The following is a 23,649-nucleotide window of genomic DNA, read 5'->3' as shown; positions in this document are numbered from 1 at the left end:
CGTTGCGCTGGCCGCTCGCTGGTCCGCGACAACGTAACAAACGCTAATCTGCACACGTCGAACAGTGCACTGCCTTTAACACGCAGGGCCCGCCCGAACCGTTCAATGCGCATTTTCAAACCGCTCGGACAATAAGAGTCCGGCCAGAAAATGTGCGGCAAGTAAGCAGCTCACGGCCCAAATCGCGTGGTGGGCGACCGCCAACCTACTGGCCGGTAAATTGCCAAGGTTTTCCGAATCGTGACTCAAAGATTCCTTAATGGTGGCCCATACGCTCAGTGTCATGTGGATCGACGACACAAGTGCCGACGTCATCAAAGTTGACTTCGATGCCCTCTACCACGGCGACGTCCTGGTGGAAGGCGAGACCTCGGAGCAGTTCGACGAACTGCAAGCCGCGAGCTGAGGCAACCATGAGCATGCTTGCCCGGCTGTTGATGGCCGAACCGAACGTCAGTCGATGGTTTCGCAAGTAACCATTGAGTCTGGTTAGCACGAAAGCCCCCCGCCGGTGCGGGGGGCTTTCGTGCTGTCCGGGGGGCCGTGCGGCTCAGCGAGGCGCCATGCGAATGGCGCCATCCAGGCGGATGACCTCGCCGTTGAGCATCGGGTTCTCCACGATGTGGACGGCCAAGGCGCCGTATTCGTCGGGATCACCCAGTCGGGCCGGGTGCGGCACCTGCTTGCCCAGCGACGCCTGCGCCTCCTCGGGCAGCGATCCCAGCAGCGGGGTCTTGAAAAGGCCCGGCGCGATGGTCACCACGCGGATGAGCTCGCGCGACAGGTCGCGCGCGATCGGCAGGGTCATGCCGACGACGCCGCCCTTGGACGCCGAATAGGCCGCCTGGCCGATCTGGCCCTCGAACGCGGCGACCGAGGCGGTGTTGATGATGACGCCCCGCTCTGGGCTTGCTTCGGGACCGATGGCTTCCGTCTTGGCGATGCGCTCGGCGGCCAGCCGCAGCACGTTGAAGGTGCCGATCAGGTTGACCCCGATCACCTTCTTGAAGCCGTCCAGCGGGAACGGGCCGTCCTTGGACAGGGTCTTGATGGCGTTGCCGATGCCGGCGCAGTTGACGTTGATCCGCAGTGTGCCCATCGACTCCGCGGCGTCCAGGGCCTTGCCGACGGCGGCCTCGTCGGTGACGTCGGCCTCGACGAAGCGAGCACGATCGCCCAGCTCACGGACCGCTTCTTCGCCACGCAGGTCGATCACGACCACCTGGGCGCCGCGGTCGAGCAGTCGTTTGGTGGTGGCCAGGCCCAGGCCTGACGCTCCGCCGGTGACGACGGCAACGGCGTCTTTGATCTCCATCCGAGTCCTTCCCTGATCGCTTGAGTCCAGCCAACTGGTTGGTTGGGACTATACCCATTCCCTGAGAACAGCTTCGGGGTCGGTCACCGGCGCCGCGGGCCGCGGCGTCTCCGGCGCGGTACGGGAGAACCGCGGCGCCGGTAGCGGCTGCAAGCCGCCGTTGACCTCGTAGAACGTGTCGCGCTCGGTGATGTGCGGCTCGGTCTGAACCTCGCCGAAGGCCAGCACGGGCGTCACGCACGCGTCGGAGTCGGCGAACACCTTGGCCCAGTGGTCGCGGTCCTGGCTTGCGAACTTCTCCGTCAGCAGGGCCCGCAGCTCGGGCCAGCGGCCGACGTCGTTCTGGCCGGGCAGGTCGGCGCCGTCCAGGCCGAGCCCGGCCAGCATGGCGGCGTAGAACTGCGGTTCGATGGCGCCGACCGCGACGTAGCGCCCGTCGGCGCATTCGTAGGTGTCGTAGTAGGGCGCTCCGCCGTCGAGCAGGTTGGTGCCGCGCGCGTCGGTCCACATCCCGGATGCACGCATCTGCCACATCATCTGGATCAGCACGCTCGAGCCGTCCACCATCGCGGCGTCGACCACCTGGCCCTCGCCGGAGGTCTGCCGCTCCCATAGGGCGGACAGGATGCCGAGCAGCAGGAACATGGAGCCGCCACCGAAGTCACCGACCAGGTTCAGCGGCGGGACCGGCCGCTCGTTCGCCCGGCCGATGGAGTGCAGGATGCCGTTCAGAGAGATGTAGTTGATGTCGTGGCCCGCCTGCTGGCTGCGCGGGCCGGTCTGGCCCCAGCCGGTCATGCGGGCGTAGACCAGCCTGTCGTTGACCTTGGCGCAGTCCTCGGGGCCCAGGCCGAGCCGCTCGGTGACGCCCGGGCGGTAGCCCTCGATCAGCACGTCGGCTTTGGCGATCAGTTTGAGGACGAGGCCGCGTCCTTCGTCGGACTTCAGGTCGGCGGTCACCACCCGCCGGTTGCGCATCATGGCGTCCTTGGCGACTCCACCCGGCCCCGAGGAGGGGCGGTCGATGCGCACGACGTCGGCGCCCAGGTCCCCCAGGATCATCGCGGCGTGCGGGCCGGGGCCGATGCCGGCCAACTCGACAACACGCAGTCCGTTCAACGGTCCAGCCACGATCCACCGACCTTTCGTCCGCTTTGACGCCCTTGACCGTTGTCACCAAACAACCAGTCGTTCGACATCTTCGCAGCCGCGCCGCAGGACCGCGCACCCCGGTCACTTATGGTGAGCCGATGACTACTTCGGCGATCGCCACCCTGACACCCGTCGCGGGCCTTGACGTCACGCTGTCCGACGGCGTTCTGTCGGTGACCATCAACCGACCCGACAGCCTGAATTCGCTGACCGTTCCGGTGATCACCGGACTCGCGGACGCGATGGAGTACGCGGCCACCGACCCTGAGGTCAAGGTCGTGCGACTGGGCGGCGCCGGACGCGGCTTCAGCTCCGGTGCGGGCATCAGCGCCGACGACGTCTCCGACGGCGGCGGCGTGCCACCGGACGAAATCATCCTCGAGATCAACCGGCTGGTGCGCGGGATCGCCGCGGTGCCGCACCCGGTGGTCGCTGTGGTCCAGGGACCCGCGGCCGGCGTCGGCGTCTCCATCGCCCTCGCGTGCGACGTCGTATTGGCTTCGGAGAGCGCGTTTTTCATGCTCGCCTTCACCAAGATCGGGTTGATGCCCGACGGTGGGGCGTCGGCGTTGGTGGCGGCCGCGATCGGCCGGATCAGGGCCATGCAGATGGCGCTGCTTCCGGAGCGGCTGACCGCCGCCGAGGCCTTGTCGTGGGGCCTGGTCACCGCGGTCTATCCGGCCGGCGACTTCGATGCCGAGGTGGACAAGGTGATCGCCCGGTTGTTGAGCGGCCCGGCGGTGGCCTTCGCCAAGACGAAGCTGGCGATCAACGCGGCCACGCTGACCGAGCTGGACCCCGCCCTGCAGCGTGAATTCGACGGACAGTCGGTGCTGCTGAAATCCCCCGACTTCGTCGAGGGCGCAACGGCCTTCCAGCAGCGGCGCACTGCCAACTTCACCGACCGGTGAAGTTGATGCGGTGATCGGCCGCAACGCTTAAGCAGCCTTCGATGAGGTAATCCTCGTCGTCAGACCCACTGACGAACGACGGAGGATCGATGCCCGAACAGGTGCGATGCCTGGTTACCGGAGCGACCGGCTACATCGGCGGACGCCTGGTCCCCCGACTGCTGGACGACGGCCATCACGTTCGGGCGCTGGCGCGCAACCCGGACAAGCTGGCGCAGGTGCCGTGGCGGCAACAGGCCGAGGTGGTCCGCGGCGACCTGGGCGACCTCGATTCACTGACCGCCGCGTTCGACGGCATCGACGTGGTCTATTACCTCGTCCACTCGATGGGTACCTCAAAGGATTTCGCCGCCGAGGAAACCCGCGCCGCCCGTAACGTCGCGACGGCCGCGCGGCGCGCCGGGGTGCGACGAGTGGTGTATCTGAGTGGGCTGCATCCCGAAAACCGCGATCTCTCACCACATCTCGCGTCACGCAGGGACGTCGGCGACGCGCTGATCGATTCCGGGGTCGAGACGGTGGTGTTGCAGGCTGGGGTGGTCGTCGGCTCGGGGTCGGCGTCGTTCGAGATGATCCGGCACCTCACCGACCGGTTGCCGGTGATGACCACGCCGAAATGGGTGCACAACAAAATTCAGCCGATCGCGGCGCGCGACGTGCTGTACTACCTGGCCGCGGCGGCTTCTCTTTCGAAGGCCCCGGTCCCGGAGTCGCGCACCTGGGACATCGGCGGGCCCGACGTGCTGGAATACGGCGACATGATGCGCGTGTATGCCGACGTGGCGGGGTTGGGCAAGCGCTACCTGATCGTGCTGCCTTTTCTGACCCCCACGATCGCCAGCCTATGGGTGGGGACGGTGACCCCGATCCCGGCCGGCCTGGCACGGCCGCTGATCGAATCGCTGGAATGCGATGCGGTGATGCGCGATTCCGACATCGACGGCATCATCGCGCCGCCGCCGGGCGGGCTGACCGGCTACCGGCGGGCGGTCGAACTCGCGCTCGCCCGCGCCGCGCGTGGCGTCCCCGAACCCACCTGGTCATCGTTGCGGTCCGAACCGGCCGAGGCCCTGCCCACGGACCCGGACTGGGCGGGCGAGATCGTTTACACCGATGTTCGGACCGCCGCGACCGCCGCCGAGCCCGGCGACGTCTTCACGGCGGCGGAGGGCGTCATGAACTCGCGGGCGGCCGACTGGAAGGTCGACGAGCGCACGGCGGGAACCCTATTGCGGCTGCGCTCCACCAAGCGAGCGCCGGGACGCGAGTGGCTCGAGATTGCGGTCACCGGCCAAGACGGTCGGGGCGCCCGTTATACGCAGCGCTCGATCTTCCTGCCGAGGGGTATCCCGGGGCGGCTGTACTGGTTCTTCGTCTGGCCCGCCCGCGTCGCCGCACGGCGCGCGCTGGCCCGCGAGGTCATCGCGTCAGCGGATGGAGAAGTCAGACGCCGAACATCGGGGGCAGCACGAGAACCATGATCAGCCCCCACACCAGATGGGTGAGCATCGGCGCCAGGACACCGCCGGTCGCCCGGCGCTCGAACGCGCACACCGTCCCCAGAATGATCGCGGCGAAGCCGAGCATCGGATTGCCGCTGGCCAGCGTCGCGCACGTGTAGAGGACGGTCGAGATGATGATCGGATGGCGGCGGCCCAGGGCGGTGTAGAGCGCGCCGCGAAAGAACACTTCTTCGGCGACGCCGTTGATCAGTGTGATCGCCACGATCACCGGATACCACCCGTGGTGGGCGTAGAGCAGCACCCGGGTTATCAACTCCGCCACGGGGGTGATCTGCCGGACGATCAGCCCGCCCACCACGAAAGCCCCGCCCACCAGCAGGCCGACGCCCGTGCCGGTGAGGACCGGCCGCTGGTTGCGTCCCCGCCAACAGATGCCGCCGAGGTGCAGCGGGCCGGAGACCAGCGCTCCGGCGGTCCACACCGCCGCCAGCACCAGCGTCAGCCAGTAAAAGCTTGCATCCCCTGGATGCCGCCGCAACGACAACCCGAGCACGCCGGCCCCGAGGACCACCGTGATGGCCACGATGACCCGCCGGCGCCGCACCACTCCGGGCGATTCGTTATGGGGCACAGCGACATTGGTGACCGCACGGCGTAATTCGGTGAAGACGCCGCTGTGATATTGACTCGCGGACTGGGTCATGCAGGGTGCACCTTCGGGGTCAGGGCGATCAGGATGTCGAGGCCGGTGCGCACGGCTCCGGCCATCGGGCCGGGAACCCTGTCGACCAGCCCCAGGGTCGGCCGCACGATCGACGGGGTCACCCGCCGGGCGAGCCGGCGGATGCGCAGCGCGTCGCCGCCGGCCCAGGCGGGATCGGTGTTGGCGAGGTGGTGTGGATCGGCCAGCGCGTTGACGGGACGCGGCCGATGCGTGGACTGGCCGGCCAGGGCCAGCGCGATGGACTCGTCGATGCCGAGCAGGCCGCCGGGCGGGTCGGGAACGCGATCGCGCAGCCCGCTGGCCGAAGCCACCATCGGGTGGTCCAGCGATTCGACCAGATCACCCGCCAGTCCCGGGGGCACCGGCAGGGCGACGCCCGTGATCAGCGAGGCCAGCGTGGTGTCGATCCTGCCGACCGGCAGTCCGGTGTGCCAGCGGCCGGAGACGCGTGAGTACGCCTTGAGCAGGTCCCGGTAGGACGTGGTGTCCGGGCCGGCGATGTCGTAAGCCCCGGCGGGCACCAGGTCGCGATCGGCCGCGGCCACGAGATAGTGCAGGACGTCGCGGATGGATATCGGGTCGATCGGGTTGTCCATCCAACTCGGGATCGGGATCAGCGGAAAACGATCACCGACGTAGCGCATCATCTCGAACGACGTCGAGCCGGCGCCGATGATGATCGCAGCGCCCAGCCATACCAGCTCCGGGCCGTCCGGGATGGTGAGCGCCTCGGCCACCTCGGCCCGACTGGTCAGGTGCTCGGACAGATCCTCGTCCGCGGGCACGAAGCCGCCCAGGTAGACGATGCGTCGCACCCCGGCGTCGCGAGCCGCCGCCGCGAAGTTCGCCGCCGCGGCCTTGTCGGCGTCGCGAAATCCGGGCTGCCCGATCGCGTGCACCAGGTAATACGCCGTGTCAACGGGACCGCAGCCGGCGAAAGCGGAGGCCAGCGTCTCGGGGTCGGCGGCGTCCAATCTCACCGGCGTGACGTCGTCGAACCAGCCGAACCGCTTGAGGCGCGCCGGGTTTCGCGTCGCCGCGATTACCTGATGCTGATCGTCCAGCAGAGCGGTGACCAGGCGTGATCCCACGTAACCGGTGGCACCGGTGACCAAAGCCCGCATATCGCAGACCCTAGCGGCCCGGCAGGGCGGCGGGCAGGTGAACCGGCGGCGCGGCGGCGCCGTCACCTCGACATGGAGGCATGCGGTGGTTTCGCCGCCTCGACGGGCGCTGCGCTAAGAGATTGGTCCATTGCCGGGGTTGCGGTGAAGTCTTCACCCAACCCCTATACCCAAACTGAAGCCATCCGCGCGCCGACCGACGTCGCCGATCCGCGGACGACGGTGCTGGTGCTGCCGGGCCGGCGGAGCTGGTAAAGACTGTAGCCATGTATTACCTGCTGGTCCTGGCGGTCGGACTCGAACGCATCGCGGAGCTGGTGGTTTCCACCCGCAACGCGCGCTGGTCGTTCACCCAGGGCGCCAAGGAGTTTGGCCGATCGCACTATCCGGTCATGGTGATCATTCACGGCGGGTTACTGGTCGGCTGCCTCGTCGAACCGTGGGCGCTGCACCGGCCCCTCATCGGGTGGCTGGGCTGGCCGATGCTGGCGGTGGTGGTGGCCAGCCAGGCATTGCGCTGGTGGTGCATCACGACGCTGGGGCGGCGGTGGAACACCCGGGTGATCGTTTTGCCGCGGGCCCCCTTGGTGCGTCAGGGGCCCTACCGGTGGCTGCACCATCCGAACTACGTTGCGGTGGTGGCCGAGGGGTTGGCGTTGCCGCTGGTGCATACGGCTTGGCTGACCGCCGCCGTCTTCACGCTGGCCAACGCCGCACTGCTCAGGGTGCGACTGCAGGTGGAGAACTCCGCGTTGGGTTACACGTGACCGATTACGATGCGGACCTGCTGATCGCCGGCGGCGGCCCGGCGGGCCTGGCGACGGCGCTACATGCGCGACGGCTTGGACTTTCGGTGATCGTGGCCGAGCCGCGGGACAGCCCCATCGATAAGGCGTGTGGCGAAGGGTTGATGCCCGGCGGGCTGGCCGAATTGACCTCGCTGGGTGTGGATCCCGTCGGCATGCCTTTTCACGGGATCGCTTACGTCAGTGAACGGGTGCGGGCCCAGGCGCGCTTTCGGGGCGGGCCGGGCCGCGGCGTGCGCCGCACCACATTGCATGCGGCGCTGGCCGCGCGCGCGAAAGAGCAGGACACCGATTGGATCCGCACCCGAGTGACGAGCGTGGCGCAGGACGCCCACGGCGTCTCCGCCGCGGGTGTGCGCGCGAAATGGTTGGTGGCGGCCGACGGCCTGCATTCACAGGTCCGGCGCGCCGCCGGGATCACGGCAACGGCGGGGGCGCCGCGACGCTACGGGGTGCGGAGGCACTACCGGGTGCCGGCATGGTCGGAATTCGTCGAGGTGTACTGGTCGCGCTGGGGTGAGGCGTACGTGACGCCGGTCGAACCCGATCTCGTCGGTGTGGCGATCCTGTCGCGTGGCCGGCCCGACCTGGCCTGGTTTCCGCGGCTGGCCCGCCGGCTGCGCGGCGCCGCCTCGGGGCAGGCCCGCGGCTGCGGCCCGTTGCGTCAGCTGGTCTCCCGCCGGGTCGCGGGGCGAGTACTGCTGGTCGGGGACGCGGCCGGCTACGAGGACGCGCTCACCGGCGAGGGCATCAGCCTGGCGCTCAAGCAGGCCGCTGCGGCCGTCGACGCCATCGTCACCGACGCGCCGGCGTCCTACGAGCGGGCCTGGCACCGGATCACCCGCGATTACCGGCTGCTCACCCGGACGCTGGTGTTGGCGAGCTCGTCGCGGGCGGTGCGGCGCGCCGTCGTGCCGACCTGCACGCTGCTACCCGCGGTGTTCGGCCGCGGCGTCAACATCCTGGCGGGCTAGCTAGCGCGCCTGCCAGACCGGCTCCCGCTTCTCGGCGAACGCCCTCGGCCCCTCTTTGGCGTCCTCGGATTTGAGCAGGGCCTTCATCTCGCGCATGGTGCGCTCCCACCCCGGTTCGTCGCCCACCACGACGCCGTCATCGACGCCGTAGGCGACCCGCTTGCTGGCCTGCACCGACAGCGGGGCGTTGACGGTGATCCGCGCGGCCAGCGCCAGCGCGGCCTCCAGCACCGAGCCCTGCGCGACGACCTCGTTGATCAGGCCCCAGTCGCAGGCGGCGGCCGCGCTGAGCGGTTCGCCGGTCAGCAGCAGCCGCATCGCCACCTTGCGCGGCAGCTGCTCGGCGATGCGGAAGACGCCGCCGGCGGCGGCGATCAATCCCCGCTTGACCTCGGGGAGGCCGAACTGCGCTCGCTCGTCGGCCACCACCAGGTCGCTGGCCAGGGCCAGCTCGGTGCCACCGCCGAAGGCGGTGCCGTTGACCGCGGCGATGGTGGGCTTGTCGATGAAGTGGTGGACGTATCCGGCGAAGCCCCACTCGGGATGCTCGGGGTGATAGATGTTCTCCCGGCGTGCGATCGCCTTGAGGTCGGCGCCGGCGCAGAACGACTTGTCGCCCGCGCCGGTGACCACCACCGCCCGCACCTCGGGGTCGCGCTGCGCCTCTTCGAGCGCGTCCCCGAGGCCGATGCTGACGGCGGCGTTCACGGCGTTGCGGGCTTCGGGGCGGTTGATGGTTATCACCATCACGTTGCCCCGGCGCTCGGCCAGGGCCCCCTTCTCAAGGGCATCAGCCTCGGTCACAACAGTTCCACGATGGTGGCGTTGGCCTGGCCGCCGCCCTCGCACATGGTCTGCAAGCCGTACTGAATTCCCTTGTCCCGCATGTGATACAGCAGGGTGGTCATGATCCGGGCGCCGGACCCGCCGAGCGGGTGCCCCAACGCGATGGCGCCGCCGTTGGGGTTGAGCTTCTTCTCGTCGGCGCCGATGTCCTTGAGCCACGCCAGCGGAACCGGCGCGAACGCCTCGTTGACCTCGTAGGCGCCGATGTCGTCGATCGACAGCCCGGAGCGCTTGAGCGCCTTCTGCGTCGCGGGGATGGGCGCGGTCAGCATGATCACCGGGTCCGCGCCGGCCAGCGCTGCGGTGTGCACCTTGGCGATCGGCTTGAGCCCCAGCTCCTTTGCCTTTTCGGCGGACATGAACAGGATCGCCGCCGAGCCGTCGGAGATCTGCGACGAGTTGCCGGCGTGAATCACGCCGTCTTCCTTGAACGCCGGCTTCAGCGAGGCCATCTTCTCCATCGGCGTGCCGCGTCGGATGCCTTCGTCCTTAAGGACCACATTGCCGTCGGCCACGCTGATGCCCACGATCTGGTCATCGAAGGCGCCGGCATCCTGTGCGGCAGCGGCCTTTTCGTGAGAATCGAGAGAGAACTGGTCGAGCGCGGTGCGATCGAACCCCCACTGCTCGGCGATCATCTCCGCGCCGATGCCCTGGTTGGGGATCTGGCCTTGGTAGCGGTCCAGGAATGCCTGGGGATACGGGCGCCCGCCGTTGGCCAGCGATGCGCCCATCGGGGTCCGCGACATCGACTCGACACCACCGGCGACGACGACGTCGTAGTGCCCGGCGATGACCCCGGCGGCGGCGAAGTGGATGGACTGCTGGCTGGAGCCGCACTGGCGGTCCACGGTCACGCCCGGGACGGTCTCGGGCCAGCCTGCCGTCAGCAGGGCGGTGCGGCCGATGTCGAGGGCCTGCTCACCGGCCTGCATGACGCAACCCCAGATGACGTCGTCGACCAGGCCCGGATCGACGCCGGCCTTGTCGACCAGGCCGTTGAGCACCTGCGCGGACAGATCCGCCGCGTGTACTCCGGACAATCCGCCGTTGCGCTTGCCGATCGGTGAACGCACTGCCTCGACGATGACGGCCTCAGCCATGGTCTTGTCTCCTTTGACATGTGGACTTCGAAAAGAGTGGAGTCTTGCCGTTGATTGTCAACCAAGGGGTTGGGCGGGCGAAGCCCGGGGTGCCGTGGGAGGGCCGGTCCCCGTCCGAGATTGCGAACGGGATTCGGCGCCGCCACCCGACTCAACCGAAATTGCCGCCACGGTCGCGATGGGTCCGAAACCGCGACCATGACGGCAATCTCGTCGAAAGTGATTCCTAGCCGGCGGGGTATGCGACCGACTTGATCTCGGTGTACTGGTCGAATCCGGCCACACCGTTCTGGCGACCGATGCCGCTCTCCTTGTAGCCACCGAACGGCGTGTCGGCAGCGTAGCCGGCGCCGCCGTTGACGCCCATGAAGCCGGCCTTGATCCGGCGGGTCACCGACAGCGCGCGCTCTAGCGAACCCGCGAACACGTTGCCGGCCAACCCGTACACACTCTCGTTGGCGATCCTGATCGCGTCCTCCTCGTCCTCGAACGGGATGACCGAGAGCACCGGGCCGAAGATCTCCTCTTGCGCGATGGTCATCTTGTTGTCGACGTCGGTGAAAAGCGTTGGGCGGATGAAGTATCCCTTGTCGAAGCCGGTTTCCGCGCCGGGGCCACCGACCAGCGCGGTGGCACCCTCGTCGACACCCTTTTGGATGTAGCCCGTCACCCGCTCGTACTGCCGCTGCGAGATCACCGGCCCGCACAGCGTCGCGGGGTCCTGCGGGTCGCCGCACGTGACGTTCTCGTAGATGTTCTTGAGGATCTCCACGCCTTCGTCATAGCGGGACCGCGGCAGCAGCAGCCGGGTCGGGTTGGCGCAACCCTGGCCGGCGTGCATGCACGGCGCGATGCCGACCATGCAGGCCGTCGCGAAGTCGGCGTCCTCCAGGACGATGGTGGCCGACTTGCCGCCGAGCTCGAGGAACAGCCGCTTCATCGTCGCGGCGCCCTTTTCCATGATCCGCTTGCCGACCACCGTCGAGCCGGTGAACGAGATCAGGTCGACCTTGGGCGACAGCGTCAGCTCCTCACCCACGAAGTGGTCGGAGGCCGTGACGACGTTGACGACGCCGGCGGGGATGTCGGTCTTCTCGGCGATCAGCCGGCCCAGCCGGTTCGCGTTGAACGGTGTGTTCGGCGCGGGCTTGAGCACCACGGTGTTGCCGCTGCCCAACGCCTGGCCGAGCTTGTTGAGCGTGACCTCGAACGGGAAGTTCCACGGCACGATCGCGCCGACCACACCGACCGGCTCCCGCCACACCTTGATGGTGGTGTTGGCGCCGGTGAGGCTGATAACCCGGTCCCCGAGGTCGGTCTCCCAGGCGTACGAGTCGATCAGCCGAGCGGGGTATTTCAGGCCGTCCGCCAGCGGCGCATCCAGCTGGGGCCCGTACGTGATCGCGCGGGGCGCGCCGACCTCGAGGATGAGCTCCTCGCGCAGCTCGTCGATCTCGGACTCGATGGCCTCGTGCAGCTGCAGCAGGCAGCGCTTGCGCAGCTCCTTGTTGGTCGACCAGTCGGTCTCGTCGAAGGCGCGCCGGGCCGCGTCGATGGCCCGGTGCATGTCCTCCTTCGAGGCGTCCGAGACCTCGCCCAGGGACTCCTCGGTCGCGGGGTTGATGTTGGTGAAGGTGCCGGCCTGGCCTTCGACGAGCTTGCCGTCGATCATCATCTTCGGCTCGAAGCGGACCTTTACAGCCTCAGTCATATCTGTCACTCTCTTCTGACTCGGTAGAAGGGCTACGGAGAGCCTTACCGGAAACTAGCCGATTGGCAAGTTGCACCCTTCAGCGGGCCGGTCATCGCGGATCGAACAGCACCGGAACCGACGTCGGTGACCGGAAGACCTGGCCGCGGATGTGGGGGTCGTCCGCATCGGGGTCCAGGCGCAGATTCGGCAGCCGGTCGAGCAGAAGGTTGATGGCGGTGCGCATTTCGAGCCGCGCCAGGTGCATGCCGAGGCACACGTGCACGCCATGCCCCCAGCCCAGATGCGCCCGGGCCTCCCGGTGGATGTCGAAGGTATTCGGATCGGGATAGCGATCCTCCTGGCGGTTCGCCGAACCGAGCATCGGCATCACCGTCGCCCCGGCCGGGATCGCCACGCCTCCGAGTTCGGTGTCGCGAGTCGCCACCCGGGTGATGGTCAACAGCGGCGACTCCCAGCGCACGCCTTCCTCGATCGCCTGGGGCAGCAACGATCGATCCGCGCGGACCGCATCCAGCTGCGCCGGATCCGACAACAGCGCCAAAAGCAGGCTGCCGAGCGCGCGGTAGGTCGTCTCGACGCCCGCCGGCAGCAGCAGCCGAAGGAACGAGAAGATCTCCTCGTCCGCAAGCTTTTCCCCGTCGATCTCGGCCGCGCCGAGGGCGCTGATCAGATCGTCCTTCGGCTCGGCGCGGCGGGCCTCGAGTATCGGCGCGAAGTAGTCGCACAGGGCGGCCGAGGCCGCGAGCCCGCGTTCGGGGTTCATCAGCCAGCTCAGCAGCGAGATCGACCACCGCTGAAACTGTGGGTAATCCTCTTCCGGCAAGCCCAGCAGCCCCGCGATGATCTGGCTCGGGTAGTCGAAGGTGAATTCCTTGACCAGATCGGCCTTGCCATTGGGCGCGAACTTGTCGATCAGGCCGTTCGCCACGCGGCCGACCAACTCGTCCTGCCAGCGCGCCAATGACTTCTGCGAGAACGCCTTGGACACCAACGAACGCAACCGGCCGTGGATCGGCTCGTCCATGCCGAGCATCACGCCTTCACCCAGCACGGGCCCGAATGCGGCGATGACCGCGGCCGAGGAGAACGTCTCGTTGTCGCGCAGCATCTGCTGGATGTCTTCGTGGCGGTACACGATGAACATCGGCAGCCCTTCCTCGTGCGGAAGCGCGCCCGACGTCTCGAGTCGCTGCACCGGTTCCTCGCGGCGCAGCCTCGCCAATTCGGTGTACGGGTCCCGCACGTCACCGGATATCGCGTCGTCGAAGGCGCCGAAATCCGCCAGGTCGTCGAAAAGTTGTTCCATGGTTGCCCCTTCAATCCCCTTGCGCCGCACCCTGTTGCGACGAGAATCGCCCCGCCACCGCGGCCAGCCGCTGCAGTACCGGCTGCGGAAGAACACGGGCGACGAAGACCATCGCCTTTTGACTTGTCGTCAACGGCCACGCCCCGCCCCGCATCGCGCCTTGCCGGGGTATGCCCAGCACGATCCGCGACAGGTGGTGCATGCCCGACGCGGGCAGGATCCTGTTGGCCACCAGCAACATCGAGGCGTCCGGACCGTTGCCTCGGCGGCGGAATGCTCCCCGATCCTCGATCGCCTTGAGCAGGCCGTCGGTGAACCGCTCCGGCGGCCGTGCCATTTTCATCGCGAACCGCCCGCGGCCGTTCATGGTGTTGTGCAGGCGGGCGTACGGGCCGTTGAAGTTTCGGTCATCGGTGGTGCCGGCGTCGGTGATGATCTCGGTGTCATACGTGCCGGCCACCAGGACGGTGACACCGAGACCGAACGGCGCGATCTCGCACGCCATCGACTCCCCCCAGCGCTCCAGGGCCCCCTTGGCCGCCGAGTACGGCGCGGTGGCGGGCTGGCCCCGCACCCCGGCCGCGCTGGACACCAGCACGATGCGCCCCCGGCCGGCCGCCCGCATCGACGGCAGCAGCGCCTGGGTGAGCGTGACGGGACCCAGGACGCTGGTGGCGAACATGCGCTGCCACAGCGCCATGTCGGTCTCCTCGACCATGCCGGCGGCCGAGATTCCCGCGTTGTGCACCAGTGCGTATGGCGCGCCCACCGTCTCTTCGATTGTTTTGGCCGCCAGAGCGATTGACGCGCTGTCCGTCAGGTCGAGCTGGACGCCGATCAACCGGTCGTCAGGCGCCGCGAGCCCCTGTTCCTGAATAGCCTCGCGCAGCAGCGGCATTCCTTGATCGGGCGTCCGCATGGCCGCGACCACGCGCCACCCCTCCCGGTACATCCGCACCGCCGAGGCGAAGCCCAGTCCGCGCGACGCTCCGGTGATGACGACCGTGCGCGGCTCAGCCATTCTTGCCCTGGGCCGCACAGGCTCCTTGACCGGGCGGCGGCGGTTGGACGTGCGGTCGGCCGTTGGGCTCCCCACTCGCCCACGTGGACCAGATGCCGACGGAGTAGGGCCCTTGTGCGCCCTCCTTCTCGTAAAACCCCTGCGGGTCATACACTTTCGCCTCCGGATATGGCCATGGGCAGGCCACCGAAGTGGCGGCGTGACTGACCTTGATGAGCCAGAACCAGCCACCGTAGGCGAAGTAGGACACATTGATGATCACGAACATCACCAAAAATGTCCCCAGCACCGGACGCGTCGGAAACAACTTCGCTTTCGCCGCAAGCTTTTCCGCCACCGACTTGCCGGTGTCGTCGCGGTAGCACAGGATCGCGGCCGGCACCATCACGAAGCACACCGAGAACGACTCCCAGATCAGCGGGAACTGGAAGGTGGTGCCGGTGAACACCGATCCCCACGGGATCACCTGCGAGTAGATGTACATGCCCCAGTGCACCAGGATGTTTTCCAGGAAGGCATCGAAAACGAATCCGATCACCAGCGTGATCAGGCCCAGGCTGACCAGCGGATGCCGCGACACGTAACTCGTGGGCCCGTACTTTGCCTGCAGTCGGCGCAGGGTCCAGACCGCCGGGAAATAGGGCCCGAAATAGAACATCACGTAGCCGAAGACCACGAATGGTTCGACCGTCGGCGACAACGACACCAGCGGCCAGGATTCCGGCCAGTGGACGAGATCGGGGTTGTAGACGGCGAACGGTGACCAGTTCATGATCGGGTCCTGCCACACGATCAGCGTGGTACACAGGAACATCAACATCACCGGGCTACCCGGATTGCGGCGCCAGCCCCTGATGAACACGATCAACAGCAGGATCAGTGCCCCAACCGTGGCCCAATCCAGGAACCCGATGTAGTCCAGCCCGAACGTGAATTTCACCGGACGGGGCCGACCAACCACGTTCGGGTTTGCGACGCGAGGGTCAAGGGCCACACGGCAATTGGCGATGAAGAAGAGCGCGAACGCGGCCAGTGCCGCGCCGGCGATCCAACCGCCCCAGCCGCGCTTGTCTTTGCGCTGCGCGACGGCCGGTTCCTCCTGTGCGGCAGGCGGTGTCGTTTGTTCGGTAGACGGGTTCGTGCTCACGAGTCAGCCTTCCTCCCCGAAGCGATCGACCAGATGCGAGTTGACGCCGTCGGCATCGAGGGTGCGTGCCACCAGGTAGCCGGCGCCCATCCAGGCCCGCCGCGTCCACTTGCCGAACGACACCCGGGTGCCGGGGGCGCCCGACGCGGCGGGCATCATCTTCACCCGCTCGAGGGCCTCTTTGACGCCGCGCGGGCTCAGCGGATGGGCATCGGTGAACGCGCGCACCAGTGTCGCGGCGACGTCGCGGTTCACCACGGTCACGCAGAACTCGGGGCGACTGCCGTCGTACTTTTCCGCATAGGTGTCGAGGAAGTCCTGGCCGATCCGGTTCGCCTCGTCGTACTGGTCGACGCCGATCCAGCCCATGAACGCCTGCCACATGATCGGGTTGACCCACGCGTTCTGCCACGCCGTCGTGGTGAAACGGGGTGGGTCCCATCCCAGGGCCTCGAGCGCCGGGTTGACGAAGACGATTCCGAATCCGAATCCCAGGTGGACGATCGCCTCGGCCTTGGCCTCGTGAAGCGTCTGGACCGCGGCGCTGATGTCCTGGGCCGTCTGGGCTATCGAAACCTCCGCCACGATGCGAATACCCTTGCGCCGACAGGCACTTCGCAGGTTCTTCAGATAGCTCTCGCCGATGAGGCTCTGCTCGACCAGAACCCCGATCTCGGCGAGTCCTCGTTTGGCGATCAGGTCGGCCAGGAAGATCGGCTCGTCGGTCATCGATCCCTGCGGGAACGAGAACGTCCACTCGCCCAGCCAGTCGTCGGTGCCGGTCACGCTGATCGCGGGGACCTTGAACCGTTCCTCGATCGCTTCTCGCAACGGCACGCAGTTATCGGTGATGTTCGGGCCGAAGACGACGAGGCAGCCCTCGTCGACGAGCTCGCCATACGCATCGATCACCGCCTTGACCGACCCCTTTGGCAGACCCTCCACCTCGCGATAGATCATCTGCACGGACCGATCCATCAGGCCCTGCTCGACCGCCTGTCCGAAGATGAGATCGAAGGTCTGGGTGAAGGAGGCGAACAGCTCCTCGGGGAATCCCGGGGGAAGCTTGAAGTCCATGAGATAGCCGACCTTGATCGGCTCTGCGCTGCTCTCGTAGGACATCCGACCTCCCGGGTGACTGGATTTTGCGTGGGCCGATGCGAAAACCTAATATTTGTTCAGACCCTAGCGGGGGCAATATGCAGCGTCAATCGTCGGGCCCGCCGGACCCGCTCGGCGCCAGGTAGATCTCGATCATTTCGCCCAGCGCCTTGCCCACTGCGACGTCGTCGGTCAGCGGGCCCGCAATCGCGGCGCGGGCCGCCTCGCGCATGCTCAGGCCCTCGGCGACCAGCCTGCCCGCGGCGATCAACACCCGCGTCGACGCGACCTCGCGCAGCCCGCCGGTTTCCAGCCGGCGGATGACCTGCCCGAAACGAACCAGTTCGGCCGCGGTGGGCCCGTCCACACCCGCCTCGTGCGCGACGATGCCTTCTTCGAGATCTGCTGCGGGGAAATCGAATTCGATGGCAACCATCCGCTGCCGTGTCGAATCCTTCAGATCCTTCAGCACGCTCTGATAGCCGGGGTTGTAGGAGACGACCAGGCCGAATCCGGGTGCCGCGTCCAGCGTGACGCCGAGTCGCTCGATCGGCAGCTGTCGTCGATAGTCGGAAAGCGGATGCAGCACCACGGTCGTGTCCTGCCGGGCTTCCACCACTTCGTCGAGGTAGCAGATCGCTCCCTCACGCACCGCATGGGTCAGCGGGCCGTCCACCCACACCGTCTCGTCGCCGCGCAGCAGATACCGGCCGACCAGGTCCGCGGTGGTGAGGTCGTCATGACACGCGACGGTGATCAGCGGCCGGCCCAGGTCGTACGCCATCGCCTCGACGAATCGGGTCTTGCCGCACCCCGTCGGGCCCTTCAGAACCAGCGACAGACCCTGGCGGTAGGCCGCCTTGAAAACGGCCTCTTCGCTGCCGACCGCTCGGTAATAGGGCCGTACGGTCTGCGCCTCGGGGGTCCCGCCGTTGACGTAAGCAAGTCCGGATTCGTTGGCCATAGCTTCCCTTCTGCTGCCTCCGGCGATTGGAGCCTAGCCGGAACAGATGTTTGTTTCAAGTACCACACCGAGCGGCATCGACGCCCCCGAGCGCCAACTTCGTTCTGCGACTTGGCATCACCGACACCCTGCGGCGAACCTCCGCCGATCGCAGTGCGGAGCGAAACAGCGGCCCGATGACACCGGCGAGCTGATCGGGTCGCGCGATCGTCGCGTGCGCGGTGCTGCCGAACACCCGGCGCAGCGATTGCACGTCGGTTCCGGCGCCGATCGTCAGGCATACGCAGCCGGTCCCCCGGCGGCGGGCCTCGCTCAGCGCGCGGCGCGCATCCGCGGCACCGTAAGCCCGCTCGTATCCGTGGTCGTAGGCCAGCCCGTCGGACAGCACCACCAGCAGCCGCCGTGACGTACCGCCGCGCGCCTCCAGGGTCGCCGAACCATGGCGGATCGCCGCGCCCAGCCGCGAATACGCGCCGGGTTCAAGGCTATTGAGTCGCCTGATGACCTGGGCGTTCAGCTGGTCGTCGAACCGCTTGACGGGCACCATGCTCACCGCGCGCCGGCCCTGCGAGTAATAGGCGTACAGCGCGACGCGGTCACCGAGATCGTGCAACGCCACGGTCAGGTTGGCGGCCGCCGCGCGCTGGTGTTCATGCACCGTGCGCCCGACTGTTCCGGGTTCGGCCGCCGAGCCCGACACGTCGAGCAGGAGCAGCACCGAGAGGTCGCGCCGGCGCCGCAGGCTGTCGAGATACACGGCCTCGTCGGGCACCGATCCGGCCCGCACTTCGACCCGGGCTTCCACCGCGGCATCGATGTCGATGTCGTCGCCCTGCACCTGGCGGTGGCGGCGGTGCAGACCCATGCCGAGCCGCGACAGCGGCCGCCGCACCCCGATGGCGTCGTCGATGGGCTGGGTGGCCGACCCCTTGATCTGTGGCTCGACCTCACGCACCGTGCACCAGGCCGGCCGATAGTTCTTGCGCGCGACGTCCCATTCCGGATACCGCACACCGTCCGCGGCTGTTCGCCCCTCGTGGTCGGCGTCTGCATCGTCGTCGCCGGTGGTCGAGGCGAGCGAGGCGACGGCGTATGCGCCGCGCCTGCCGGAATGGGTGCGGTGGGTCGGGGTGTCAGCACCGGGCGGACCGCCGCCACGGCCGGTCTTGCGCGCCGACGAGAGCATCTTTTTCAGCCACTTACCGATGAATCCGCCCCCGCCGACCGGACTGGTGAACAGGTCCGGATCGTCGGAGTCGTCCACCTCGCCGTCGTCGAGTTCCTCCAGTTCCGTTGCGGCATTGCTTCGCGGCGCGTGCTCGGGCTTCGCGGCGTCGTCTTGTTTTGCCACCCGGGCGCACGCGGCAATGACCTTGGCCGCACGAATCACGCCGAACTCCGGCGCCGGGTCGTCGAGCGCGTCCCGCGAGGCCGCGATGGCGAGGGAAGCGCGGGGCGAAGCGCTGCGAGCCGCGATGTCGCGGTCGCCCAGCGACGCCAAAACGCTTGGCAGCAATGGTGCGTTCGCGACCAATGCCCGGTGGCCTTCGACCGCCAGGTAGCGCCTTGCCAGCTTGCGGTGCCGAACCAGCGTGCCCACCACTTCGGGCGCCAGGCTGCCGGCGGCAATCATCGACGCTTGCACCGCCACGGCCTCCAGTTGCGCGAGCGGGCCCGCGGCGGCATCAATGTGGATGATCTGGCCATCTGTCCACGCCGGTTCGCCCCGTGACAGCCCGTCGACCGCGACGGCTTGGCCCGCCAGCGCGGAAGCGAGCATGCCCAGGACCTGCGGCCGGTCGGCACGGGCGCCGTCCACGCTCAACCTCCGGATTGTTGACCAAATATCTGTTCCACCGTAAAGTCCGGCTGCACAGCAGTCAACGAAGCGGGAGCACACGATGCTTGACTTCACCGGCCAGGTGGCGGTGGTAACCGGTGCCGGTCGGGGGCTCGGTCGGCTGTACGCGCTGGACTTGGCCCGCCGGGGTGCGGCGGTGGTGGTCAACGACCTCGGCGGCTCGATGCGCGGCGACGGTTCTGACTCAAAAGTCGCCGACGACGTGGTCGACGAGATCAAGAATGCCGGCGGCACGGCGATCGCGTCGTACGACTCCGTGGACAACGCCGCGGGCGGTCAGGCGATCATCGATGCGGCGGTGGACGCATTCGGGCGCCTTGACGCCGTCGTCAGCAATGCCGGCATTTTCGGCAGCGCGCCCTTCGAGGACCTCTCGTACGCAGACTGGACGCGGATGCTGCGCGTGCACCTCGACGGCGGCTTTCACCTGTCCCAGCCCGCATATCGCGTGATGAAGAACAACGGGGGCGGACGATTCGTGTTCATCTCGTCGTCCGCCGGGATCTTCGGCCAGCCGATGGAGGCCCACTATGCGGCGGCCAAGGCCGGCCTGGTCGGATTGACGAACGTCATCGCCATCGAAGGCGAGCCGCACGGGATACTCGCCAATTCCGTTATGCCCACCGGCTTCTCACGAATGGTGACCGAGACGGTCGGTGACGAGAAGTTCCTCGCGGAATCCGGCTTCATGCAAGCGATCCGACCGGAGCTCGTCGTGCCGCTGGTGACGTTTTTGGCCAGCACCGCCTGCACGTTCACCCACCGCAACTATTCCGCGGCCGCCGGCCGCTATGCGCGGGTGTTCGTCGGCCTCACCGAAGGCTGGCTCGCCGACGCCGAGAACCGGCCAACCGCCGAGGACATCGAGGCGCATATCGAGCAGATCTCCTCGACGGAGAATTTCATCGTGCCCGCGTCGATCGTGGACGAGGTGCTCGAAGTGTGTGATCGACGCGGTGTCAGCCCGATGCCGGGTAATGCCGAGGTGGCCTTCCCCGAACCCCGAGGGAGTTGATTGACCAACGATCTGCTCAACCGTAAAGTCCGGCTTGGCCACAAGGCTTTCCGACGCCGAAGACGACGCTGAAGACAGAGGAACGTGGACTTTTCCTACCCGGTGGAAGTGGAACAGTTTCGCAGCGAGCTGCGTGACTGGCTGTCGCGCAACCTCACCGACGAGCTGGTGGCGGCCCGCCGGCCGACCGGCCGCGACGACGCCGCGTTCGAGATGCTGCGCGCATGGAACGCGACGATGGCCGACGCGGGATGGGCCGCAGTGTCTTGGCCCCCCGAATACGGCGGACGCGGCGCAACGGTGCTCGAGCAGCTGGTCTACACCGAAGAGACCACCCGGGCTCGAGCTCCTATGCCGCTCAACGTGATTGGACTCAACAATATCGCCCCGGCGATCATGCAGTACGGCACCGAGTCGCAGAAGCTCACCCTGCTCCCCCGCATGATGCGCGCCGACGACATCTGGTGCCAGGGCATGTCGGAGCCCGAGGCGGGGTCCGATCTCGCGGCGCTGCGCACCCGCGCCGTGCGAGACGGTGACGACTTCGTCGTCAACGGCCAGAAGATCTGGACTTCCCTTGGGCATCGGGCCGACTGGTGTCAGCTCTACGTGCGCACCGATCCCGACGCGCCCAAGCACAAGGGGATCTCCTGCCTGATCGTGGACATGACGCTACCGGGCATCGAGGTCCGCCCGCTGGTCACACTCAACGGTGACGCCGACTTCGCCGAGGTCTTCTTTCACGACGTGCGGGTGCCGGCTGACGCGTTGCTGGGTCCGCTCAACGCGGGCTGGCAGGTGGCCACCACGACGCTCAGCCACGAGCGCGCCGGGGCCGCAAGGCTGTACGCCGAGATGCAGGCCCGGCTCGAAGAGCTGGTCCACGACCTCGCCGGCGCCGGCGCCCTGAGCGATCCGGTGAAGCTGCGGCGCCTCGGCGAAATCGTGGTCCGCATCAAGTATCTCGAGGTCCTGTGTCAGCGGTCGATCTCGGCGACGCTGCATGGTGGTGACGCGTTCGGCTCGGCAAGCCTCGCAAAGACCGTGTGGGGCGAGATCGGCCAGGACCTGGCCGCTCTGGCCTTCGACGCCCTGGGCACCCAGGGTGCCGGCGCGCCATGGGCGAACTATCGCCTGACGTCGCGGTCGCTGACCATCGCGGGCGGTACCACGCAGATCAACAAGAACATCACCGCGCAACGAGTGCTGGGGCTGCCGCGCAAATGAACCTCGAACTCACCGACGAGCAGGTGGCGCTGCGCGACACCACGCGGCGCTTTCTCGCTGACAAGGCATCGATTTCGCAACATGTCCGTCCGCTGCTGGGCGATCCGGCCGGAACGGACGAGGCGGTCTGGCGCGGTCTTGCCGATCTCGGTGCCACCGGGCTGCTGGTGCTGGAGGAGTACGGCGGCGCCGGCATGACGATGGTCGAGGCGGGCATCGTCGCCGAGGAGCTGGGCGCCGCGCTGCATCCGGGCCCTTGGTTGTCGACCGCGGTGGCCGCCGCGCGGGCGCTGACCCGGCTCGGGGACAACGACATCGCACCGAAGTTACTGCGCGGCATCGCCGACGGCAGCACGGTGGCCACCGTTTGCTTCCCGGATTCGGCGAACGCCTCGATCGTCGCGAGCCGACGCGATGACGCCATCGGGTTGCGCGGTGAGATCGCCGCGGTGCCCGACGCCGCGGCCGCCGATGTTCTGCTCGTGGTCGCCGAAGACGCCGACGACACTGCGCTTTTCGCGGTGCGGGCCGGCTCGTCCGGGCTTTCGGTCACCGCGGAGCACGGCATCGACCCCACCCGTAAGCACTTCCGCGTCACGTTCGACTCCGCACCCGCACAACGACTGGCCGCGGCGTCCGCGCACGACCAAGCGGCGGTGATCGACGACGTGCTGATCGCCGCCGCGGCCGATGCGCTCGGCGCCGCGCGCGCCGTAATGGACCTCGCCGTCGAATATGCGAAAAGCAGAACGCAATTCGGTCAGACGATCGGCTCCTTCCAGGCCGTCCAGCATTTGTGTGTGGACATGTTCGAGACGGTCGAGTTGGCCCGCAGCGGTGTGATCCACGCGTTGTGGGCCAGCGACGCATACCCCGAAGCGGATAGCCAACAGGGCGAAGAGCGCCATCTCGCCGCGCTGCGGGCCAAGGCGTTCGCGGGACGGCTGGCCACCGTGGCCGACACCGCCATCCAGGTGTTCGGTGGGATCGGCTACACGTGGGAGCACGATGCCCACCTGTACCTCAAGCGCCTGCTGAGCTGGAGTGCGTTTCTCGGCGGTCCCGATGGTTACCTCACCGAACTCGGTGCGCGCCTTGCCAAGAGAGGCGGGGCCTGATGGAGATCGACTACCTGCTCACCGCGACGCCGTCGGCGCGCAAATCGCTCGACCTCAACGCGCCGGTCGACCTCGACGACATCCGCGACTGCCTGCGCATCGCCCTGCAGGCGGCGAACGGGTCGAATGCCCAGGCATGGCGCTGGCTGGTGATCTCGGATCCGGCGCTGCGCACCGAAATCGCCGGGTTGTATCACCAGGCCTACCTGCTACGGGTAGGTGGACAGCTAATCGCCGACCTCATGCCCGCGGGAACTCCGGAGAGCAGGGTGATGTCGTCGACGGAGTGGTTGGTCGAGAATATGGCGAGCGTGCCGCTGCTGGTAATCCCTTGCTATGAACCGTATTTGCCTCGCATCGAGGGCGATGAATCGTTTCATTTGGCAACGTTGTACGGCTCCATCTTCCCGCCGGTGTGGAATTTCCAGCTGGCCCTGCACACCAGGGGATACGGGACGTGCATCACCACCTTGCATCTGCATCACGAAGCGGAAATCCGGAACCTGCTCGGCATCCCGCCGACCTACGTTCAGGGCTGCCTCCTGCCAGTGGGCCGCCTGCGGTCGGGCCGCAGGTTTTCACCGGCGCGCCGGCGGCCGCTCGAGGAAGTGGTCGCGCGCGACCGCTGGGATGGCCCACCGCTCTAGAATGGGGCTTTCACGGCTTTGTGCAGGGCGTTCAACGCGCGCAGTCTGATAGCCTCTAACAAAGATTTGGTTCGGCTAGAGAGGACGAACGCGAATGCTCGCCGACCCGC

Annotated in this window: 22 protein-coding genes and 1 pseudogene; 10 read left to right on the top strand and 13 right to left on the bottom strand. The window is 67.6% G+C overall.

All coding sequences use genetic code 11. From position 1 onward, the window contains the following. Window positions 1–283 precede the first annotated feature (283 nt). The gene (locus tag AC5Y4T_RS17100) at window positions 284–406 is read left to right on the top strand and encodes a hypothetical protein (protein ID WP_156655929.1); all 123 of its coding nucleotides are present in this window, start codon (window positions 284–286) and stop codon (window positions 404–406) included. Between the two features lie 144 nt (window positions 407–550). Here AC5Y4T_RS17100 and AC5Y4T_RS17095 read toward each other — a convergent pair whose 3' ends face one another. Together AC5Y4T_RS17095 and AC5Y4T_RS17090 are read right to left on the bottom strand one after the other, a co-directional pair. Next, a complete protein-coding gene (locus AC5Y4T_RS17095) occupies window positions 551–1,315 on the bottom strand; it encodes a 3-hydroxyacyl-CoA dehydrogenase (RefSeq protein WP_499954448.1) in 765 nt (254 codons plus the stop codon). Between the two features lie 48 nt (window positions 1,316–1,363). Next, a complete protein-coding gene (locus tag AC5Y4T_RS17090) occupies window positions 1,364–2,446 on the bottom strand; it encodes a CaiB/BaiF CoA transferase family protein (RefSeq protein WP_499954446.1) in 1,083 nt (360 codons plus the stop codon). A 119-nt stretch (window positions 2,447–2,565) separates the two neighbouring features. Between AC5Y4T_RS17090 and AC5Y4T_RS17085 the strand changes: the two genes are divergently transcribed. Further along, window positions 2,566–3,378, top strand: coding sequence for an enoyl-CoA hydratase (locus AC5Y4T_RS17085; RefSeq protein ID WP_499950568.1), 813 nt, complete (start codon window positions 2,566–2,568; stop codon window positions 3,376–3,378). 89 nt (window positions 3,379–3,467) lie between these two features. Next, entirely contained in the window at window positions 3,468–4,859 is a 1,392-nt protein-coding gene (locus tag AC5Y4T_RS17080) for a DUF2867 domain-containing protein (RefSeq protein WP_499954443.1), read from the top strand. On the opposite strand, the gene AC5Y4T_RS17075 is transcribed toward AC5Y4T_RS17080, so the two are convergent. Both AC5Y4T_RS17075 and AC5Y4T_RS17070 read right to left on the bottom strand, forming a co-directional pair. Next, window positions 4,822–5,544 carry a CPBP family intramembrane glutamic endopeptidase gene (locus tag AC5Y4T_RS17075; protein WP_499954441.1) on the bottom strand — a complete coding sequence of 241 codons (723 nt, stop codon included), beginning with the start codon at window positions 5,542–5,544 and terminating at the stop codon, window positions 4,822–4,824. The two genes, AC5Y4T_RS17080 and AC5Y4T_RS17075, sit on opposite strands and share 38 nt — an antisense overlap. Beyond that, entirely contained in the window at window positions 5,541–6,689 is a 1,149-nt protein-coding gene (locus AC5Y4T_RS17070; RefSeq protein WP_499918284.1) for an NAD(P)H-binding protein, read from the bottom strand. The genes AC5Y4T_RS17075 and AC5Y4T_RS17070 overlap by 4 nt, the downstream gene beginning before the upstream one ends. A gap of 72 nt (window positions 6,690–6,761) precedes the next feature. Here AC5Y4T_RS17070 and AC5Y4T_RS17065 point away from each other — a divergent pair. The 3 genes and pseudogenes from AC5Y4T_RS17065 to AC5Y4T_RS17055 form a co-directional block, all read left to right on the top strand. Beyond that, a pseudogene (locus AC5Y4T_RS17065) lies at window positions 6,762–6,902 on the top strand (type III polyketide synthase); the annotation flags it as partial. A gap of 53 nt (window positions 6,903–6,955) precedes the next feature. Continuing rightward, a complete protein-coding gene (locus tag AC5Y4T_RS17060) occupies window positions 6,956–7,456 on the top strand; it encodes an isoprenylcysteine carboxyl methyltransferase family protein (protein WP_499954439.1) in 501 nt (166 codons plus the stop codon). Next, window positions 7,453–8,469: an NAD(P)/FAD-dependent oxidoreductase gene (locus AC5Y4T_RS17055; protein ID WP_499954437.1), complete on the top strand. Its 1,017-nt coding sequence runs from the start codon at window positions 7,453–7,455 to the stop codon at window positions 8,467–8,469. The genes AC5Y4T_RS17060 and AC5Y4T_RS17055 overlap by 4 nt, the downstream gene beginning before the upstream one ends. Here AC5Y4T_RS17055 and AC5Y4T_RS17050 read toward each other — a convergent pair whose 3' ends face one another. The 9 genes from AC5Y4T_RS17050 to AC5Y4T_RS17010 all read right to left on the bottom strand — a co-directional run bounded on the left by AC5Y4T_RS17050 (window position 8,470) and on the right by AC5Y4T_RS17010 (window position 19,451). After that, window positions 8,470–9,273, bottom strand: a complete 804-nt coding sequence (locus AC5Y4T_RS17050; RefSeq protein ID WP_499954435.1) for a crotonase/enoyl-CoA hydratase family protein — start codon at window positions 9,271–9,273, stop codon at window positions 8,470–8,472. Next, window positions 9,270–10,418, bottom strand: a complete 1,149-nt coding sequence (locus AC5Y4T_RS17045; protein WP_499950565.1) for a thiolase family protein — start codon at window positions 10,416–10,418, stop codon at window positions 9,270–9,272. The genes AC5Y4T_RS17050 and AC5Y4T_RS17045 overlap by 4 nt, the downstream gene beginning before the upstream one ends. Window positions 10,419–10,644: 226 nt before the next feature. Beyond that, on the bottom strand, window positions 10,645–12,129 hold the full coding sequence (locus tag AC5Y4T_RS17040) for an aldehyde dehydrogenase family protein (RefSeq protein WP_499954433.1): 1,485 nt from the start codon (window positions 12,127–12,129) through the stop codon (window positions 10,645–10,647). A 91-nt stretch (window positions 12,130–12,220) separates the two neighbouring features. Further along, the gene (locus AC5Y4T_RS17035) at window positions 12,221–13,438 is read right to left on the bottom strand and encodes a cytochrome P450 (RefSeq protein ID WP_499950563.1); all 1,218 of its coding nucleotides are present in this window, start codon (window positions 13,436–13,438) and stop codon (window positions 12,221–12,223) included. Between the two features lie 10 nt (window positions 13,439–13,448). Then, window positions 13,449–14,459, bottom strand: a complete 1,011-nt coding sequence (locus AC5Y4T_RS17030) for an SDR family oxidoreductase (protein ID WP_499954431.1) — start codon at window positions 14,457–14,459, stop codon at window positions 13,449–13,451. Further along, window positions 14,452–15,606, bottom strand: coding sequence for a spirocyclase AveC family protein (locus AC5Y4T_RS17025; RefSeq protein WP_499954429.1), 1,155 nt, complete (start codon window positions 15,604–15,606; stop codon window positions 14,452–14,454). The genes AC5Y4T_RS17030 and AC5Y4T_RS17025 overlap by 8 nt, the downstream gene beginning before the upstream one ends. Window positions 15,607–15,609: 3 nt before the next feature. Beyond that, window positions 15,610–16,728, bottom strand: coding sequence for an ABC transporter substrate-binding protein (locus AC5Y4T_RS17020; RefSeq protein WP_499954427.1), 1,119 nt, complete (start codon window positions 16,726–16,728; stop codon window positions 15,610–15,612). Between the two features lie 85 nt (window positions 16,729–16,813). Next, complete coding sequence (locus AC5Y4T_RS17015) at window positions 16,814–17,671, bottom strand: CbbQ/NirQ/NorQ/GpvN family protein (protein WP_499954425.1); 858 nt, start codon at window positions 17,669–17,671, stop codon at window positions 16,814–16,816. Between the two features lie 55 nt (window positions 17,672–17,726). Further along, the gene (locus tag AC5Y4T_RS17010) at window positions 17,727–19,451 is read right to left on the bottom strand and encodes a nitric oxide reductase activation protein NorD (RefSeq protein WP_499954482.1); all 1,725 of its coding nucleotides are present in this window, start codon (window positions 19,449–19,451) and stop codon (window positions 17,727–17,729) included. Between the two features lie 121 nt (window positions 19,452–19,572). Between AC5Y4T_RS17010 and AC5Y4T_RS17005 the strand changes: the two genes are divergently transcribed. From AC5Y4T_RS17005 to AC5Y4T_RS16990, 4 genes are all read left to right on the top strand, one after another. Next, complete coding sequence (locus AC5Y4T_RS17005) at window positions 19,573–20,547, top strand: SDR family NAD(P)-dependent oxidoreductase (RefSeq protein WP_499954423.1); 975 nt, start codon at window positions 19,573–19,575, stop codon at window positions 20,545–20,547. Between the two features lie 84 nt (window positions 20,548–20,631). Further along, window positions 20,632–21,774 (top strand): acyl-CoA dehydrogenase family protein, encoded by a 1,143-nt coding sequence (locus AC5Y4T_RS17000; RefSeq protein WP_499954421.1) that lies wholly within the window; start codon window positions 20,632–20,634, stop codon window positions 21,772–21,774. Next, a complete protein-coding gene (locus tag AC5Y4T_RS16995) occupies window positions 21,771–22,892 on the top strand; it encodes an acyl-CoA dehydrogenase family protein (RefSeq protein ID WP_499954419.1) in 1,122 nt (373 codons plus the stop codon). Before AC5Y4T_RS17000 ends, AC5Y4T_RS16995 begins: the two co-directional genes overlap by 4 nt. Beyond that, window positions 22,892–23,539: a nitroreductase family protein gene (locus tag AC5Y4T_RS16990; RefSeq protein ID WP_499954415.1), complete on the top strand. Its 648-nt coding sequence runs from the start codon at window positions 22,892–22,894 to the stop codon at window positions 23,537–23,539. Before AC5Y4T_RS16995 ends, AC5Y4T_RS16990 begins: the two co-directional genes overlap by 1 nt. The last annotated feature ends 110 nt before the right edge of the window (window positions 23,540–23,649 follow it).

The organism is Mycobacterium sp. NGS11 (assembly GCF_059813315.1).
Note: the sequence above shows the minus strand (reverse complement) of the source record. Positions and strands in the feature narration are given on the sequence as shown.